The sequence below is a fragment of the Chitinophaga sp. sic0106 genome, from assembly GCF_019219075.1.
In the GTDB taxonomy this organism is placed as follows: Bacteria; Bacteroidota; Bacteroidia; order Chitinophagales; family Chitinophagaceae; genus Chitinophaga.
Genome location: NZ_JAHUWJ010000003.1, coordinates 169,733 through 187,064, shown reverse-complemented (window position 1 = coordinate 187,064; position 17,332 = coordinate 169,733). Strand labels below are relative to the sequence as shown.

Annotated in this window: 16 protein-coding genes; 4 read left to right on the top strand and 12 right to left on the bottom strand. The window is 48.4% G+C overall.

Features of this window, described 5'->3' with window-relative positions; all coding sequences use genetic code 11:
• Position 1: 1 nt before the first annotated feature.
• The 9 genes from KW844_RS05790 to KW844_RS05750 all read right to left on the bottom strand — a co-directional run bounded on the left by KW844_RS05790 (position 2) and on the right by KW844_RS05750 (position 7,884).
• Entirely contained in the window at positions 2-763 is a 762-nt protein-coding gene (locus KW844_RS05790; RefSeq protein ID WP_218375765.1) for a DUF2490 domain-containing protein, read from the bottom strand.
• 154 nt (positions 764-917) lie between these two features.
• Entirely contained in the window at positions 918-2,483 is a 1,566-nt protein-coding gene (locus tag KW844_RS05785; RefSeq protein ID WP_218375764.1) for a discoidin domain-containing protein, read from the bottom strand.
• Positions 2,484-2,698: 215 nt separating this feature from the next.
• Entirely contained in the window at positions 2,699-3,457 is a 759-nt protein-coding gene (locus KW844_RS05780) for an SDR family oxidoreductase (RefSeq protein WP_218375763.1), read from the bottom strand.
• A 200-nt stretch (positions 3,458-3,657) separates the two neighbouring features.
• On the bottom strand, positions 3,658-4,257 hold the full coding sequence (locus KW844_RS05775) for a TetR/AcrR family transcriptional regulator (RefSeq protein WP_218375762.1): 600 nt from the start codon (positions 4,255-4,257) through the stop codon (positions 3,658-3,660).
• A 74-nt stretch (positions 4,258-4,331) separates the two neighbouring features.
• On the bottom strand, positions 4,332-5,285 hold the full coding sequence (locus tag KW844_RS05770) for a metallophosphoesterase (protein ID WP_218375761.1): 954 nt from the start codon (positions 5,283-5,285) through the stop codon (positions 4,332-4,334).
• A 121-nt stretch (positions 5,286-5,406) separates the two neighbouring features.
• On the bottom strand, positions 5,407-5,796 hold the full coding sequence (locus tag KW844_RS05765; RefSeq protein ID WP_218375760.1) for a hypothetical protein: 390 nt from the start codon (positions 5,794-5,796) through the stop codon (positions 5,407-5,409).
• 3 nt (positions 5,797-5,799) lie between these two features.
• Positions 5,800-6,660, bottom strand: a complete 861-nt coding sequence (locus KW844_RS05760) for a sigma-70 family RNA polymerase sigma factor (protein ID WP_218375759.1) — start codon at positions 6,658-6,660, stop codon at positions 5,800-5,802.
• Positions 6,661-6,685: 25 nt separating this feature from the next.
• Entirely contained in the window at positions 6,686-7,138 is a 453-nt protein-coding gene (locus tag KW844_RS05755; RefSeq protein ID WP_218375758.1) for a carboxymuconolactone decarboxylase family protein, read from the bottom strand.
• A 137-nt stretch (positions 7,139-7,275) separates the two neighbouring features.
• On the bottom strand, positions 7,276-7,884 hold the full coding sequence (locus tag KW844_RS05750) for an alpha-ketoglutarate-dependent dioxygenase AlkB (protein WP_218375757.1): 609 nt from the start codon (positions 7,882-7,884) through the stop codon (positions 7,276-7,278).
• A gap of 304 nt (positions 7,885-8,188) precedes the next feature.
• Between KW844_RS05750 and KW844_RS05745 the strand changes: the two genes are divergently transcribed.
• Complete coding sequence (locus KW844_RS05745; protein WP_218375756.1) at positions 8,189-9,508, top strand: DUF5077 domain-containing protein; 1,320 nt, start codon at positions 8,189-8,191, stop codon at positions 9,506-9,508.
• Between the two features lie 91 nt (positions 9,509-9,599).
• Here the strand turns inward: KW844_RS05745 and pth2 are convergent, their stop codons facing one another.
• Both pth2 and KW844_RS05735 read right to left on the bottom strand, forming a co-directional pair.
• Entirely contained in the window at positions 9,600-9,995 is a 396-nt protein-coding gene (gene pth2 / locus KW844_RS05740; RefSeq protein ID WP_218375755.1) for an aminoacyl-tRNA hydrolase, read from the bottom strand.
• 39 nt (positions 9,996-10,034) lie between these two features.
• A complete protein-coding gene (locus KW844_RS05735) occupies positions 10,035-10,472 on the bottom strand; it encodes a DinB family protein (protein WP_218375754.1) in 438 nt (145 codons plus the stop codon).
• A gap of 114 nt (positions 10,473-10,586) precedes the next feature.
• On the opposite strand from KW844_RS05735, the gene KW844_RS05730 reads away from it, so the two are divergent.
• Positions 10,587-11,465, top strand: a complete 879-nt coding sequence (locus tag KW844_RS05730; protein WP_218375753.1) for a hypothetical protein — start codon at positions 10,587-10,589, stop codon at positions 11,463-11,465.
• A 104-nt stretch (positions 11,466-11,569) separates the two neighbouring features.
• Complete coding sequence (locus tag KW844_RS05725) at positions 11,570-14,788, top strand: S41 family peptidase (protein ID WP_218375752.1); 3,219 nt, start codon at positions 11,570-11,572, stop codon at positions 14,786-14,788.
• 83 nt (positions 14,789-14,871) lie between these two features.
• Here the strand turns inward: KW844_RS05725 and KW844_RS05720 are convergent, their stop codons facing one another.
• Positions 14,872-15,573: a DUF92 domain-containing protein gene (locus KW844_RS05720; RefSeq protein ID WP_218375751.1), complete on the bottom strand. Its 702-nt coding sequence runs from the start codon at positions 15,571-15,573 to the stop codon at positions 14,872-14,874.
• Between the two features lie 392 nt (positions 15,574-15,965).
• On the opposite strand from KW844_RS05720, the gene KW844_RS05715 reads away from it, so the two are divergent.
• Positions 15,966-17,327 (top strand): TolC family protein, encoded by a 1,362-nt coding sequence (locus KW844_RS05715; protein WP_255578242.1) that lies wholly within the window; start codon positions 15,966-15,968, stop codon positions 17,325-17,327.
• The last annotated feature ends 5 nt before the right edge of the window (positions 17,328-17,332 follow it).

The following is a 17,332-nucleotide window of genomic DNA, read 5'->3' as shown; positions in this document are numbered from 1 at the left end:
CTTACTCATCTTCATACTGTAAGGCCGGCAGCTCCTTGCCGCCTTTTTTCCGATTCCAGGTATAGTAGAAGAACCAGCGGAACGTATGGTTGTAATCGTACTGGTAGCCACTGGCTTTTTGCTGGCTTACAAACATGTAACCCATATCAAACGACCAGCCATGGCCCAGATCCTGACGTATGCCGGCAAAGGCGCGGAACTGATCAAAGGTATTGTTGACGATGGCCTTGCCAAACTGCACAGCCACTTCATTAGCCAGGGAAATTTGCGGTACCCATCTGTTTTGGCTGAGTGGAATGCCTACGCTGATCAGGTAGCGGAAGCGGTTGGAGAAGTAGTAGTCGCCGGTGGACTGATCGTTCTGTAATATTTCCCGCCAGCGTTGCTCGCTGCGGAAGCGGTTGAGCAGGGATACCCTGCCTACTTTGGTGGCATAGGCAATTTGCTCGTACCCGCGGTTTTCATCCGCAAAGGTTTTGTACCCCGGCGTGGTAGGTGCCAGCCAGAGGTGGCCGTAGCCGGTAATGAAGGACAGCTGGTCGTTGAGCCAGTAGCCTACGCCTGCGCGGATAAAGTAAAAGCTGTTGTCGGCCACGAAATTATTGCGCCGGATATGGAAATCGCCAACGGCACCCCAGTGATTGTTAAACCGGAAGGTACTGTTTATGCTAAACCAGGACTGTGACTGGGAGTTGATTTCTTTCTGTTGCTGCCCGTAAGATAATAGCGGTAGCATCAGGAACAGCAGTAATGGGCGCTTCATACATTTGAATGCCGGAATAGGGCACTACTGCATTACAAATTAGTGTGGCGATATGTTCATTGCGGGATTCCGGGCTTGTTGTTTAAAGATTCTCCCGCCAGGCGGGAGAATCTTTAAAGTTTTCAAGGGGACCGAAGGCCCCCTTGAAAACGAATTAAAATGCGCCCAACTCTGACAACACTGCATAGTGTGTTCCCAGGTAATTAGACGCCGTTACCACCTTAATATACCGCACTGTTTGCGGGCTGCTCAAAGTGATATACTGTCTGGAGTTCACATTAGCGAGGGTATAGCTGCCGATGGTAGTCCAGTTGACATTATCGGTGCTGGTATACAGCGTAATGTCTTTCAGCGAACCGTTTAAATTAGCGCGTTGCAGGAAAGACACGCCGGCAATGCTACGCTGGGCGGCCATATCCACCACTACGGTATGTGGATGTGCCGGTTGTGTGGTTTTCCATTGGGTATGCCACACGGTGCTCTGGTTGTTATCGAGCAGGTTTACGGCTTGACCGTCGTTTTCCTGGCTGCTTACATAAGCGATGCTCCATCCGGTTTTACTCAGTTCATCTTTGGTGCTGAAGTTGAGTACGGGTTCATTGTTCACGAAGCTGTAGGGGTATGAAATTTCGGTAGAGGAGCCGTTGGTATACAGGAAGCGTACCCGCATGGCGTAGTTACCGGTTTTCTTTTGCAGGTCTGCGATGGGCATGGTGAGCGTGATGCTGTCGCCGGCGGGAGTAGCCACCCATGGTACGGCGTCGTAGTCGTTACCACCTTCGGGATCATTGTATACCACTACCCGGTTTACAGTTTGTGTAGCGGTATATTTTACTTTCAGGGAGATGTTACCGCTGGCGTAATCAGCTTTGATCACGTTGATGGAAGTGGACCCTCCGCCATAGATACCACTGGCCGTAGCGGTGCGAAACACCTGGCTGTTATTGAGAATAGCGCAGCTGGCTGCGGTAAGGAAGGTGGCGCTTTTACCGTAGGTGTAATTGCCACTGCCCATTAAAGCCGTTCCTTTGGTGGCATCGGCCCCTTCGGATACTTTTTCTTTGTTGTGGGGCAGGTTGAGGCCATGGCCCAGTTCATGCATAAGGCCTCCGATCCATTTGGTGGCGCGGTTGCCGAGGGTGGTATTTTGGCCCAGGTAGCTGGTATCCATTTCGGCGTAGTCGAGTGCAAAGCACCAGCGGCCAAGTCCGTAGAAGGGTACACCACCGGGATCGCCATCGGCCGCATAGGTGCTGGCAGGCATGATCACGAGGGTATGCTCGCTGAGCTTCTGGGTAGGGTTGCTGGCAAACCAGGTGTTGAGTTCACCGATGACGGTATTGCCGCCGCCTTCATAAGGGTAGGCGCTTTTGGGCTGTGCGCCGTGAATCACGGTTACTTTTACTTTTCCGGCATCCATTGGGAGTCCGAACGAGCGGTCGCCATAACCATAATAGCTCATCCATTTACCGTAAAATTGCTGCCCCTGGAGCAGGATACCGTTTAGGCGTTCCCGGTAGCCAGTGATGGTATCGGCATCGGAAGGCACAAAGTAGATGATGTTCACTTTGTAGGCGCTGGGCGTAAGGTTGATCATAGTGCTTTTGTCGGCCGACAAAGGCTGTAATCCCTCTGTGATGCTACGTTTACAGGCACCAAGCAGTACAGAAGTGCACAGGAGTGCTGCTGCAATCATTGATTTGCAATTGATGTTTTTCATTGCTCGTATTTAGTGGTTAAACAAGACGTGGTTTGATGTTGACAGACTTTGGTTTGCTACTTACGCGATATCAGGGCTTCACTGTTGTTATAAATGTAATAAATACATTTCATTAATGCAAGCAATATATTCTCTTAAGCGTTCTTTCCCGCCAGTGGCGGGAAAGAACGCTTCCGGTTAAAACGAGCCGCAGGCTCGTTTTAACCGGAAGTAAATTAAGGCACTAGTGTTTCCGCTGCCACTGGATTCATTACTTCCAGCGCCTGTTGCGGAGAGCTCAGGTACAACTGATAGAAGGCTTCGGTGTTGCCTACACGAATTTCATAATTATTCACCGCCAGTGCCTCCAGGAATTCCGTGGCTACCTGTGCTGCAGGGATACCATTTTGGCCGCCTATTTCAGAAGAAAACTCCGTGTTTACCAAAGGAGGCATCAGTTCAAATACTTTGATGCCGGCTGGCTGCAGGGCTACGCGCAGGGAGAGCGAGTAGGAGTGGAGGGCTGCTTTGGTAGCGGCGTAGGTGGCGAGGCGACTACCCGGTGCAAAGGCTACGATGGAAGATACGTTTACAATGGCTGCCTGTGGCTGGAGGCGGAGTAGTGGAAGCAGTTTTTCATTCAGCCGGATGATGGAGAGGTAGTTGGTCAGCATTTCTTTGCTGGCTTTTTCGAAGGTATCCGCATCTTCGAGGAGGTTGTTGAGCTGCGCGTACCCGGCGTTGTTGATGAGGATATTGAGTGCCGGATGGTTGTTATGGAGATGTTGTACCAGCGCGTCAACGTCTGCGGGATCGGCCACATCTCCCCGGAAAGTATGCACCCCTGGCAGCGCTGCTGCTGCGGCTTTCAGGCGGGTGGCGTCACGACCGGTAATGATGACGGTGTTGCCTGCTGCCAGTAAGTATTTGGCCAGTTCGAAGCCAATGCCGGCACTACCGCCGGTTACAAGAATGGTATTTGCTGTGGTGTTCATTTTTTAAATTTTATGTTTGTATATAATAGACCGATCGGTCTTTTTGTGACGCGAAAAAAAGCACTTACGTGCGTGGGTAGAAAAGACACAATTCCCTGTTTAAGAAAATCACAAACGTTTTCCATGATGTACTAACACTTACGTGCGTGGAATCGAAAAAGACTCAATTCCCTGTTTAAGAAAATCACAAATGTTCACACCTACGTGCGTGAAATCGAAAAGGACTCAATTTCCTGTTTAAGTATACCGCAGATGGTTTTCATCTGGCTGGTATTATCAGTTACTTTCGCTACGAGAATACCTCCTTCCATCATAGTAAACATTTTCAGTGCAAACTCAGCTGGATGTGCATTGTGGGAGAATTCTCCGGCCTTTATCCCGTTGGTAACCAGTTTTTCAATGCGCGCCTGCGTACTTTTAATCCCAGCCGCTACTTTTGACTTCATTGCCAGGTCAGTATCATCTGCCTCGGTACCAAAATTCAGCATCGGGCAACCGCCATTGTTATTAGCCAGTACCAGGTCGTAATAGAAATCTACCAGTGCCAGTAATTTCTCCCGCCAGGTGTTTTCCTGTGCCAGCCTCGCTTCAATCCGGGCCGACATTTGTGACATCAGGTAGTCAAATACTTCCCGGCATATTTCCTCCTTATTGGCAAAGTTACCATAGATACCACCTTTGGCCATTTTAGTGACCTCCATGATATCGCTGATAGCGGTGCCAGCCATGCCCTGCTTATTGAGCAAAATGGCCGATTGCTCAATAATAAACTGCCGGGTTTTTTCTCCTTTTGTCATCATGATGCAAAATTAGACCGATCGGTCTAATTTTCCAAATTTATTTTTCTACCGTGAACCTATAGTCAGCGTACGGGCTACCTTTTGAACTGTATCCGATGGTCGCTGATGCCAGTAGGAAACCTTGCCTGAATGGCCGGCTTCACGGGATCGCGGTAGATAGTCTGCCGCCCGTGAATCTGCAATATCCCGCCCGGGTCGAGTGTTATAAAAGCAAACAGCGGCTCCTTGTAATAATGTGCCCCGGACTCGGTATACACATAACTGGCGCTGTTCATAATGAAGTAATGTACGCCATTGCGTTCGGCATGGCGGTCGTCATGATCATGCCCCATAAAAACTGCGGCAATGCTGTTATTAGCCCCGCTTTGCCGGGCATTGAAGTTGTGGGTATCAAAAATCGTGAGGATCTCATTTGCATTGCCCAGCTCCGTAAACCAGTCACTCAGAAACACCGGCTGATGCATAAATACGATCACCGGCAGCGTTGTTCCTGCCAGGTCCTGCTGCAGCCAGGTGAGCTGCGCTGCATCTGTGAAGCTGCGGAAGGTTGGCCCGTAGGGCGACCAGTTACTGTTATTGTAATCCACCAGGGTACCATCCTTTTGGAGGAAGTTACGGTCCATCACTACAAAATGATATCCACCGGTATCAAAAGAGTAATATGGCTTTTCCATTTCCCAGAGCCGCATTATGGTGGCTTTATCGCATACATCCATGTCATGGTTGCCCAGTACATGGTATTTGGGCCCTTTGAAGCGGCGCCACTGCGCCATGATATTATCTGACCCGGTAGGGCGACAAAAATCACCGCATTGGATAATGAAATCCGGTGTTTCCTTCATTACGGCATCCATAAACACCGTCATGCGGGCGTCTTCCGGCTTGCCGAACTGCAGGTGATGCAGGTCTGTAATAAACCCGATACGGGTACTTTTTTTTGCGCTGGTAGCAGCGATGGAAAAAACCGGGGAAGCAGCGAGCGCCCCAGCGGTCAGGCTGATGTTGCGGAGAAAATTTCTGCGTTGCATGTTCACTGTGTTATTACACAATATACATGATTTTTTTGGGGGAGTTATTTAGTTTATCTCCTGCGTGTATAGCAAACCGTTATACTGTGGATGACACAGTATAACGGTCCATGTTTGATGGTTATTTTTTCGGTTTTTTCACCTTCATCAGCAAGCTATACGAAATACTATTACCCGCCTGGTGGTTCATCAGGTATTGGTACAACCATTGTGCCTTACCGGCAAGTGCCGGCTGTTGGGTGCTGTTGCCTTTCTGTTGTAAGGTATCGGCAATCAGTTCCAGCAGCTGCTCATTCTGCGGTTGGGCCTTCAGGGCAGCTTCCAGCTCCGCGATGGGTTGCTGTTCAAAGCTGGCCAGCGTAAGGCCGGCAGGAGTTAGCAGTTCGTTAATCCTTGCTTCCAGGTCCTGCAGGGCAGTAGGGGCAGTATTCCCTACCAGGCGGTTAAAGGCCTGAAATGCTTCTGCAATGAGTTGTTCGAAATAATCTTCTTTCCGGTGTTGAATAGCCATAATTTAGTTTGTATCGTTTGCTGCCAGCATTTTTAGTTTGTCTGGATCTACCACATTGTTTACCTGTACGATGCGGGTACCATCAGCGCTGAACTCCAGTACCTGGCAGGTTGCCAGTCGCCCTTTCACATAAAAGAGCAGGGCAGGCTGGTGATTAATCCAGCGGACAATAATTTCTGCCTTGCCAAGGTAACGTTCTATCACAATACCCAATACATTGGATACTTCTTCGAAGCCTGTGCTGACTTTAGCCACCACCTTAATTTTACCGCCACCATCGGTGATGAGGGTCACTTCGGCCGATAGCATTTCTTCGAGGCGGCTGAGGTCCCGCTGACGGATCGCATTAACGTAGTCGGACACCAGCTGGCTGGTATTGTCCATCACGTCCTTGCTTTTTACTTCAGCCCCTGGCTTAAACAGCCTGGTTTTAGCCCTGCTCAGCAGTTTGCGGGAGTATTCTTCCGTGATGGATAGTACCTCCGAAATCTCCTGGTGGGAGTAGTCAAAACTCTCCTTCAAAATGAATACCGCTCTTTCGATGGGACTCAACCGCTCCATCAATACCATCAGTGAATAGGAAAGGATATCTTTCAGATACAGATTCTTATCCGCATTATCATCCGTGGCTACCGGCTCCGGCAGCCATTCTGCCGGCTGCGGAGTCATCCGCTTGTTTCGGTTTTTGTAATTGATGGCCAGGTTAATCACACTTCTGATGAGGTAGTTCTTTTCATCTGCTACATCATCGTGCGAAGTGGTAAAATAACGGGAGAGTACTTCCTGTACTGCGTCCTTGGCATCTTCAGCTGTTCCGAGTATGTTATAGGCATACGGAAACAGCAGTTGTTGATAATCAGTCATACAAACTTTTAAACGGCAAATAAAATCAACCCAGACTACCTACTACATAACCGCCCGGAACAGTGTGGAAAGCACGGTTAAGCATGTTCCAGGAGTTGATGTTTACAATCGCCAGTGTAATATCGGCAATTTGTGCTTTATCGAAGAATTTAGTGAGGTGGTTATATGTTTCATCGGAAACATTCATGGCGGTTACCTCTTCGGTGTAGGCCAGCACCGCGCGTTCTACGTCGCTGTAATAAGGGCATTCCCTCCAGGCGCCCAGGGAGTATAAGCGCTGCTCTTTTTCACCGAGATGAATGGCATCTTTCCAATGCATGTCCAAACAAAATGCACAATCATTTATCAAAGAGGCGCGGAATTTAATCAGTTCTTTCAGCAACGGGTCCAGGCCGGATTTTTTTAAATGCATTTCTGATTTAAACAGTCCATCTGCAAAACCTTTGTTTACATCTTCGAATTTGATTCTTGCTTCCATGGTGTGTAGTTTTTTATGGTGATTATTTAATTATTGCGATCTACTCAAGGAAGACAAACTCGAATATCAAAACGTGACCGATTTCACCAATTTTTTTAAATTTTTATTTTATGAAATTGTAAACAACTGTTTTTTAGTTAGATTCGAATGCTCCGGAAGGTGAGATTTATTCGTGGTTTCAGTTTGTACCCGGCTTTGGCTATGCGGTGTTCCCACTGTTGCTGCAAATCTCCCTTCATCAGGAGTAGTGACCCGTTTCCGAGTGTAAGCGCGTATTTATTACTATGGTTATCTAACTGTCTGAATTCGAAGGGTCTGGCAGCGCCCAAACTCACGGACGCAATCACGGGCCGGTTGCCGAGCTCACTTTCTTTATCGCGGTGCCAGGCCACGGAGTCATTTTCATCTCTGTAAAAATTCAGTAACACACTGTTAAAAGTATGACCAGTAGTCGTGGTAATTTGTTCCCGCAGGGCCTGCAACTCCGGCAGCCAGGCATGCATCTGCAGGGTTTTGCCCGCCATATGATAGGTTTTGTCCGGATCACCATACCAGGCAGTGAGTCGCGGCGTCAGTACTTCCTTATCATACATCCGCTGTAGATGCTGCTCCCAGGGAACGGTATCAATCAGTGTATGCATTAACGTTAGTGCTGCCGTCGTTTCCATAAAACCCGGAAAATATTCCAGGAGCTCCTCCGGAAACCGGAATCCTTCTGTTTCATTAAACAAATTCAGCTGTGACATGTGATGGTTGTTATTCTTTTATTACAATTTTCAGCAGCGGTTTGTTATCTGCCCAACCCCCTCCAATGCCTTTGGCATTGGAGGGGGTTGGCTTTATTGCAGGCCGACGGCCTGCAATAAAGCCAACAGAAGCATCATGGTGTAGCGCCAAAAAAAATTCTTGTTTTAATTTATCATGCTGTATATTTAAGAGAACAATGAATCAACCAAGATCTGTGGGGTACCCGAATTTTTTCCAGTGAACAAAACTCCATCTCTATAAGCAAATCTGTCTGAAAATTTCACTCAAAAACACTACCATCCAATGAAAGTGAACACTAAGTTTATTTTGACCCTACTTGTGTCTGCTGCTTTGCTATCCTGTAATAAAAACGACGATGCACTGACCGCCGGCACCACCACCCCTGCACAAACAGAAACTGTTCCTGCCGCTTCGAGCTATGCGGTGGCACTCGCAGGCAACGCTTTTGTTACCAACCTGCCAACCGGTGCGGCAGAAGTGATCACCAGCAATGGCCTCGGCAACTGGACGAACGTTAACAGCGTAACCAGCGCCTATTTCCGGCTTGGACTTACCGGTACCCTCAAAGTAGGTGTACGCATGAAAGTTCCTTCCGGCACCAGCGTTATCAAAGTAACAGTGAACGGTACCGCATTTACCAAAACCGTAACAGGAAATTCCTACATTGATTACAACATCGATTCCATTAACATCACCAGCGCCGGCTATGTAAAGGTAGACCTGCAAGGGGTGAGCAAAACGGGCAGCTACTTCGGGGATGTATCCCACATCCTCATCAGTGGCAGCGCTACAGCCAACAGTGTAACCTATGCAAACGATGCCACTAATTATTACTGGTCGCGCCGCGGCCCTTCGGTACACCTCGGCTATACCATTCCTTCCGGCACCACTGCCGAATGGTTCTACAACGAAGTAACCGTGCCTACAGGGGAAGATAAAATCGGCTCCTACTATATGAGCAATGGTTTTAACGGCGGTTATTTCGGTATCCAGGTAAACAGCGCCACCGAACGCCGCATCCTCTTCTCCATCTGGGACCCCGCAGTGGGCACCACATCACTGGTACGCAAAGGCACCGGTGTTGTAGACAACACCTTCGGCGGCGAAGGCACCGGTGGACAGAGCTACCTCGTGTTTAACTGGCAGGCAGGTACCACCTATAAATTCCTGACACATGTACTGCCTGACGGAGCCGGCGGAACTGATTTTTCTTCCTGGATCTATACGCCTGAAAGCAGCAGCTGGCGCTTCATTGCTACGTGGAAACAACCGAATACCACCACTTACCTGGGCGGACTCTATTCTTTCCTCGAAAACTTCAATGATACCAAAGGCTACCTGGGAAGAAGTGCGCAGTATAGCAACGCCTGGATTCGTTCTACCGCCGGAGTATGGACGGAAATTACTTCCGCCAGATTTACGGCAGATGCCACTGCCACTGCTGACCAGCGCCGCGATTACGCCGGTGGGGTAGACAGCGGTACAGGCAGATTCTTCCTGAAAAACTGCGGTTTCTTCAGTAATTATGTCAATTACAATACGACGTTTACACGTACGGCTACCGGTGTAGCACCTACGGTAAATCTGACTACGCTGCCGTAAAAAACTGATTTGCTTATAGTAGGGGGGTTAATGGTCAGGGCCTTTGGCCCTGACCATTAACTGAACCTCCCGCTGACGTCGGGAGGTTCAGTTATAACAATTTGAGATCCTTCGTAATGCTGTCAATGTCCTCATTTTTATTAGGCCCAATAGCACAGCATGTTTTAGTAGGCACGCCTCCAAACTCCGTATAGCCGCTATCCGTGATAAGTGAAGCTATCAGTCCGTCCGCCACTGCCTGTTCGTATATGCGCACCAGTTCCTCTTCCGAATCAACCGACAGGCATATTTTTGTAAAGCCTAAGGAGATCCATTCCTGCACTTCTTCGGGGTTACGTAACGATGTTTGCAAAGTATTGCCTTCAATGGTGGCATGCCGGGTAAGAAAAGCCATGGAGGCATGCGACCCCTGGGCAATCATTTTCCCTTTACGCATGTTCAGGTCCTTACGCATGACAATCACCTGCTTGATATTCCTGGATGACATAATGAATTGGTTTTCCACGAAATTATGGAAATGTTATCACTACAAAATCTGTTTAAGATGATGATCCATGTGATCTACATAGTCGTCCACGATGTAGGCGAGTGTAAATGGTTTACCTTCTCCGCCAATGCCAGTGCGCTCCAGCGCAGCTTCCGGAATTTGCTGCAAAAGCGCCAGCAGAAAGGTGTTGTGTGCTATCCATGTTTGTAACAACAGCCGCTCATTTTGCAAATGATGATAGCTGTATTGATTCCATTCTTCTTGTGCATAACGGATCACCGGCGAATCCTCAAATTGTATACGTACAAAGCGTTGATGATTATTCACAGCACTATCGATCAAATGGCCGATCACCTGTTTCTTATTCCACTTGCCGGGAGCATAAGGTGTGTTCCATTCTGCGCTGGAAAATTCCGATAATCTGGCGGGTACCTGGTGAAGGATTTGGGCTAATCGCTCTAAAGAGGGGCGTTTCATAAATATTTATTTTTTGACCGTACTAAAGGTAGCTGGTATTTTTTAAATATATATATCGCTTATTCTGATATTCGTATCTTTAGGGCTGACCATTTCTGATAAAACCCTTTTATCATGAGAAGCAATACTATCTTATTAGCCTGTTTGGCCCTGATTATCAGCGGTTTTTTTTCCTGTAAGGAAAAAGTACCCGGCGTTAAAGGAAAGCGTGGAAATGAAGCGGTAAAAGTGGCGAAAATTATTTTTGGTAAAGATTCAGTACCGGATATGTATAAATACATCACCGGTGAATACGACGGTACACCTAACGGAAGGGATCTCGGAAATGCCGCCCTGCAATGGAGAGTGCTCGATCAGCGCGATACGCTCGCATTGATCAATCTTACCGTGATCGACTCCACCGGCAATGGTGCGGACCTATACCTGCGCATGGTACGCGATACGACCTGGAAATTGCAGAGCGTACGCTCACTGGCTATGACAGGCATTATGCAGGCGGAACTGGAAGAACTGGAACAAATGCCGCAAGGCTACCTGGATACACTCATAGCCGCGGCACAACAGGATAAACAAGGGAACGCACTGAAAATGCTGACTTCCATGGATGATTATCATTTTCTGATTGGTAACCTTCGTTTAGCCCTCGCTCTCGATGATTCCATTGCAGCTCATTTTAAACGCAACAAGGCCGCATTCGATCGTTTGAAAGATACAGCCATGGCGGAAATACAACGTCATCCAGCACAAAAAGGAAAGTATCACAAACTGCTGCGTAAATACGTACCCGATTATAAAGACCTGCTGATAGAAACAGTGCTCACCGGCGAACCGGAAGGCTCCACCGCCATCCGTTTCATGATCGGAGGTATGATCGATAACTTCGTAGGCTACCTCTTTGTACCTGATAAAAAGGAACTGCCGGATTTGTATAATTCGGACCTGATTATGCTGCGCGACCTCGGCGGCGGATGGTACCTCTATAAGACCACCTGATTTTCCAGCTATTGGGCTTCCGGACCGCTTGTCAAGTAAGGCATTGCCAAAGCGGGAGTAATTCACTATTTTAGGCGGTTATACAAAGCTATCTAATACCGCTTATGAAGAAGATTTTATTCAGTTGTGCGGCCTTACTGCTCGCCGCCTCTTCCTATGCCCAGGATAATGCCCTTTGGTTAAGAAATCCAGCCATTTCCCCGGATGGTAAAACCATTGTTTTCGGCTATAAGGGTGATATTTACCGCGTTGACGCCAATGGTGGAGTAGCAGTACCTCTCACCATCCATGAAGCACATGATATGATGCCGGTATGGAGTCACGACGGTAAATCCATTGCATTTGCCAGCGACAGATATGGTAACTTCGATGTGTTTGTAATGCCAGCCACCGGTGGTACGCCGGTTAGGCTTACTACCAACAGCGCCGCCGATTATCCGTATGATTTTACACCGGATAACAAACAGGTGCTCTTTGGTAGTGTACGCAATGCCCCTGCTGTAAGCGTACGTTTCCCCTACCGCATTTTCCGTAACGTGTATACGGTACCCGTTACAGGTGGCCGCTCCGTACTCCTGAGCGCGGCCGGCATGGATGCTGCCCGCTACAATAAAGACGGCAGCAAAATCGTATTCCAGGACCGTAAAGGTTACGAAGATCCTTTCCGTAAACACCACACCTCCGCGGTTACCCGCGATATCTGGGTGCTGGATGTAGCCAAAGGAAAGTATGACCAGGTGTCGGCCTACGAAGGCGAGGATCGCGAACCCGTATTCGGTAACAACAACGAGGTGTACTACCTGAGCGAAAAAGGTGGTATCTCACAAAATCTGTTTAAATCCTCCCTGACCGACAAAGGCAACATCCAACAGCTCACCAGCTTCACCAATCATCCGGTAAGAGGTTTGAGCAGGGCGGATAATGGTGTTTTGTCTTTTACCTATAACGGGGAGATATATACGTTGAAAGATGGCGAAAAGCCAAAGAAAATCAACGTGCAAATCTTTAACGACGGTCGCGGATCGGTAGTAAAAAATATGCCGGTATCCGGTAACATCACTGAGTTTGCCATGAGCCCTGATGGAAAACAGATGGCGTTTGTTGCAAGAGGTGAAGTATACGTGACGAGCGTAGATGGAAACATGACCAAGCGCCTCACCAATACTCCGCAACAGGAGCGTATGGTGAACTGGTCCCCGGATGGTAAAAAAGTAGTATACGCGGCTGAACGCAATGGCAACTGGGATATCTTCCAGTCCACTGTAGTGCGCAAGGAGGAACCTTTCTTCTTCAACGCTACGCTGTTGAAGGAAGAACCGCTGCTGGCCACAGCTGCCGAGGAGTTCCAACCACTGTTTTCACCGGATGGCAAAGAAGTGGCTTTCGTGGAAAATCGTAATGAGCTGAAAGTATTAAACATCGCCAGCGGTAAAACCCGTACCATCCTGCCGGAAGGCCATAACCACAGCTATTCTGACGGCGACTGGACGTTTGCCTGGTCACCAGACAGCAAATGGTTACTGGTAGATGATGAGCAAAACTATTTCGGTTCCAGCAACCTCGCCGTATTGGCTGCGGATGGCAAAGGCACACCTTTCTATCCTATCAACAGCGGATTTGGAGAAGGTAATGGTAAATGGGCTGCTGAGGGTAAAATGATGACCTGGTCCAACAACCGTGAAGGCCGTAAATCGCTCGCCAAACAAGGCAGCCGCGAAGTAGATATCTACGCGGTATTCCTCGATCAGGAAGCCTACGATAAATTCAAATTATCGAAAGATGAATTTAATTTATTGAAAGAAGGTGGTGATACTAAAAAAGATACTGCCAAGTCAAAAGAAAAAGATACTACTGCTAAAAAAAACTGGCAGCCGAACTTCGATAACCTGGAAAACCGCCGGGTACGACTCACGATCAACAGTGCTTCCATCAGCGATTATGTGCTGAATAAAGATGGTAGCAAATTGTTTTACATGGCTGCTTTCGAAAAAGGTTTTGACCTGTGGGTAACCGAACCGAGAACCGGTGAAACCAAAATCCTCGCTAAGCTGGGTGGCTCACCGGGTGGCCTGGAACTGAGTAAAGACGGTAACACCGTATTTGTGAGCAACCGTGGTAGTGTAGTAAAGGTAGATGCTAATTCCGGTAAAATAACACCGGTATCTATCGGCTCAGAAATGGCCCTGAATCAGGAGAAAGAGCGGGAATACATCTACTGGCATGCCTGGAAGCAGGTGAAAGAGAAATTCTACGATCCAAAAATTCATGGGATCGACTGGAAGATGTACGGTGATACCTATGCGCGATTCCTGCCTTATATCAGCAACAACTACGATTTCCAGGAGCTGCTGAGTGAACTGTTGGGTGAACTGAACGGTTCCCATACAGGTGGTCGTTACAGCCCTATGATTCCTAACGGTGATGTGACAGCTGCCCTGGGCCTGCTCTACGATGAAGCCTCCACTGCGGATGGCCTGAAAGTGGATGAGGTGATCAACGGTGGACCGCTGGATAAAGCCAGCATCAAACTGAAAAAAGGTGACATCATCGAAAAAATCGATGGCGTGGCAATCACCAGTGCATTCGACTGGGCAACGCTGCTGAACCGCAAAGTAAACACCAACGTGCTGCTGAGCGTGTACAACCCTGATACCAAACAACGTTGGGACGAAACCGTGAAGCCTATCAGCAGCGGGGAAGAATCAGGCCTGCTGTACAAACGCTGGACCGACAGGATGTCCAGACTCGTAGATAAACTCAGTGGTGGCAAAGTGGGCTATGTACACGTAGAAGGCATGAACGATGCCAGCTTCCGCTCCGTATACGACGTAGTAATGGGTAAGAATAAAGACAAGAAAGCGCTGATCGTTGATACCCGCTTCAACGGTGGTGGCTGGCTGCATGATGACTTATACTCTTTCCTCAGCGGTAAGAAGTACCTGGAATTTGCACCACAGGGTCACCGCCTCAGCGGTGGCGAGCCAATGGGCGTATGGCAGGGACCTAGCTGCGTGGTAATGAGTGAAGGTAACTACAGCGACGCCTTCATCTTCCCATATGTATATAAACAAGGTAAGCTGGGTAAACTGGTAGGTATGCCTGTGGCAGGTACCGGTACCGCTGTATGGTGGGAAACTCAGATCGATCCAACCATCGTATTCGGTATCCCTATGGTAGCTACCATTGGTGCTGAAAACCGCCCTACCGAAAACCTGCAGGTAGAGCCGGATATCCGCGTGCCTTTGCCATTTGAGGGCTTCCTCGCTGGTAACGATGCACAGATGGAAGCTGCGGTGAAAGAAATGCTGAAGGAGATTAAATAAAGTAAAGTAATTAACTGGTTTAAAAGAGAAAAGCTCACGCCGGCGGCGTGAGCTTTTCTCTTTTAGGTTGACCGGAGGTCAACCTAAAAGAGAAAAAAATAAAGTATTAATGCAATCGCAACCGCCCCCACGGTATTCAGCACATTCACCATATCATTATTCAGTTGCTGCTTTCTTTCCAGCGTGGCACCCAATACCGAATCAATATAATTCCCCAGTATACCACTTAGCGCGATAATGATACAGCCGGCATCCACCTGGCGGAAGGCTGCATACACGCCTGCAACGGCAATGGCACCTGCGGCGCCTATCAGCGTGCCTTCCAAACTTACCACACCATCCAGCCCACGGGTATCTTTTTTCCAGGAAATAACATTGTAAAACCGGCTGCCATACACCGTTCCAAGTTCAGACGATAGGGTATCTGCCGTGGCGGATGCAAAGCCCGCGGCCATCAGCAGCGTAAATAAAGGCTGGTAGGGAGGAAACAGCCAGGCTGCCAAACCCAGCAACGCAGCTACGCCGCCATTGGCCAGCACCTGGGAGGCCTTACGGATTTCCGTATGTTCTTCTACGTTGGATTTAACACCTCGCTGATGCCGCGTCGCCCAGGTAGCACTCCCAAAAAATAAAGCCAGGTAAGCCAACCCTTCATAACGGGTACCCATATATATAGCCATCGCCACCAGCCACCCGGTAATGCCGGCTGCCAGTGTGAGCTTTTTCTTAATTACTACCAACGCAGCGGCCAGCGCAACTACCACTGCTATTATGATCGTTTCCATAGTTGTGGCCAAAAATACAACCTTAATGAAATTCTATTGTTATATGATTTAGTACAACGTTTTGACCAGCGCCTTCGGCGCTGGTCAAAACGTTGTAGGGGCGCACCACCAGTGCGCCCCTACAGCAAACAGGTAACGACCTTCGTAGGCAAAGCGGGCCAGAAAGCCGCCCGCGCGCAGCGCGGAACACCCCCAAATGAGACCGAACGTGTCATTTGAAATTCGCTCAAAAAAATCTCAGTGGATCAAAAAATACCCAAATGTTATTTAATGTTAAGCAATGTTAGATACTGTTATCGTCCGACATCATCACCACCATTCCAGCGTTTCCGGCTTGAAGTTTGGCGGACAAATCAGCGTAACCCATCATGGATTTAAATATAGCAGGGTTTATGATACCATCACAGGGGATTAATAATTTTTTCAGGCAGATGCCAAAGGCCATATTCACCTGGGTGCTGCTGCTACTGGTAACCGGTAGCTTTGCTCAGGCGCCGGCAGATTCTGTTTCACCGGTAGAGTGGGACCTGCAGCAATGCCTCGATTACGCCATGCGCTATAATATTACACTCAACAGTCTGCGGCTCAGCCGGCAAACGAGTGAGCAGGACTTGATCCTGTCCAGAGCCGCCAGGCTGCCTAACCTGAACGCCTCCGCCACACAGAATTTTACCGGTGGTAAAAACACCAACAACAGCACGTCTTACGGTACCGCCGCTTCCGGCAGCTACAGCGTGAACTCCAGCGTCACCATCTACAACGGTGGCTATCTCAACAGAGATATACAACAGAAAAATATACTTACGCAGGTGGCAGATCTCAGCATTGCACAGCAGATGAACGATATTACCCTGCTGATTACCCAATCCTATCTGAACATCCTGCTAGCCAGGGAAAATATCATCTACATAAAAGATATTGTAACAACCTCCGAAGCACAGGTAGCAAGGGCACAACAGCAGTATGATGTAGGAAGTATCGCCCTCAAAGACCTGGCACAGCTACAGGCCCAGCTGGCCAATGACAAGTATACACTCATAACGGCAGAGAATACACGCCGGCAAAATATGCTTACCCTGAAGCAAATATTACAATTGCCCACCGGTAAACCTTTTGATATCGTGGCGCCGGATACACTTATGGCCACCGGTTTGCTCACCCCTGTGGATGAGGCCCAGCAGGAAGCATTTGACACCCGCCCGGAAATCAAAAGCGGCAACCTGAACGTGGATGTGGCACACCTGGACCTGGCCAAAGCCAGAGCAGCACGTTTGCCCGTGCTCACCGCCGGCGGGTCCTTGTCCAGCAACTATCTCACCGGTAATGATTTTGCCTATTTCAAACAGTTGGATAATAATTTTTACCAGCAAATAGGACTCACACTGTCGGTGCCCATCTTCACAAGAAAAGTGAATAAAACCAATATTGAAAAGGCAAAAATCAATATCGATCAATCGCACCTCAATCTCCAGAATACAAAAACAAACCTCTCCCAGGATGTGGAACAGGCCTACATCAATGTACTCAATGCGCAGGGCCAGTACGACGCCGCCGTGGAGCAGTTTAAATACGTACAGGAAAGCTACCGCATTGCTAATGAACAACTGAAAGTAGGCGTGGCCAATATCGTAGAGTTTCTTCAGCAAAAGAACCTCTACATTCAGGCAGTTCAGGCTTACGTTCAGTCGAAATACAATGCAGCACTTAATATAAGGATCTATGATTTTTACAGGGGCATCCCGGTAAAACTATAAAAGCT

Coding starts and splice junctions, on each gene's coding strand:
- KW844_RS05790 (WP_218375765.1), bottom strand. CDS start 763: ATGAAGCGCCCATTACTGCTGTTCCTGATGCTACCGCTATTATCTTAC.
- KW844_RS05785 (WP_218375764.1), bottom strand. CDS start 2,483: ATGAAAAACATCAATTGCAAATCAATGATTGCAGCAGCACTCCTGTGC.
- KW844_RS05780 (WP_218375763.1), bottom strand. CDS start 3,457: ATGAACACCACAGCAAATACCATTCTTGTAACCGGCGGTAGTGCCGGC.
- KW844_RS05775 (WP_218375762.1), bottom strand. CDS start 4,257: ATGATGACAAAAGGAGAAAAAACCCGGCAGTTTATTATTGAGCAATCG.
- KW844_RS05770 (WP_218375761.1), bottom strand. CDS start 5,285: ATGCAACGCAGAAATTTTCTCCGCAACATCAGCCTGACCGCTGGGGCG.
- KW844_RS05765 (WP_218375760.1), bottom strand. CDS start 5,796: ATGGCTATTCAACACCGGAAAGAAGATTATTTCGAACAACTCATTGCA.
- KW844_RS05760 (WP_218375759.1), bottom strand. CDS start 6,660: ATGACTGATTATCAACAACTGCTGTTTCCGTATGCCTATAACATACTC.
- KW844_RS05755 (WP_218375758.1), bottom strand. CDS start 7,138: ATGGAAGCAAGAATCAAATTCGAAGATGTAAACAAAGGTTTTGCAGAT.
- KW844_RS05750 (WP_218375757.1), bottom strand. CDS start 7,884: ATGTCACAGCTGAATTTGTTTAATGAAACAGAAGGATTCCGGTTTCCG.
- KW844_RS05745 (WP_218375756.1), top strand. CDS start 8,189: ATGAAAGTGAACACTAAGTTTATTTTGACCCTACTTGTGTCTGCTGCT.
- pth2 (WP_218375755.1), bottom strand. CDS start 9,995: ATGTCATCCAGGAATATCAAGCAGGTGATTGTCATGCGTAAGGACCTG.
- KW844_RS05735 (WP_218375754.1), bottom strand. CDS start 10,472: ATGAAACGCCCCTCTTTAGAGCGATTAGCCCAAATCCTTCACCAGGTA.
- KW844_RS05730 (WP_218375753.1), top strand. CDS start 10,587: ATGAGAAGCAATACTATCTTATTAGCCTGTTTGGCCCTGATTATCAGC.
- KW844_RS05725 (WP_218375752.1), top strand. CDS start 11,570: ATGAAGAAGATTTTATTCAGTTGTGCGGCCTTACTGCTCGCCGCCTCT.
- KW844_RS05720 (WP_218375751.1), bottom strand. CDS start 15,573: ATGGAAACGATCATAATAGCAGTGGTAGTTGCGCTGGCCGCTGCGTTG.
- KW844_RS05715 (WP_255578242.1), top strand. CDS start 15,966: ATGATACCATCACAGGGGATTAATAATTTTTTCAGGCAGATGCCAAAG.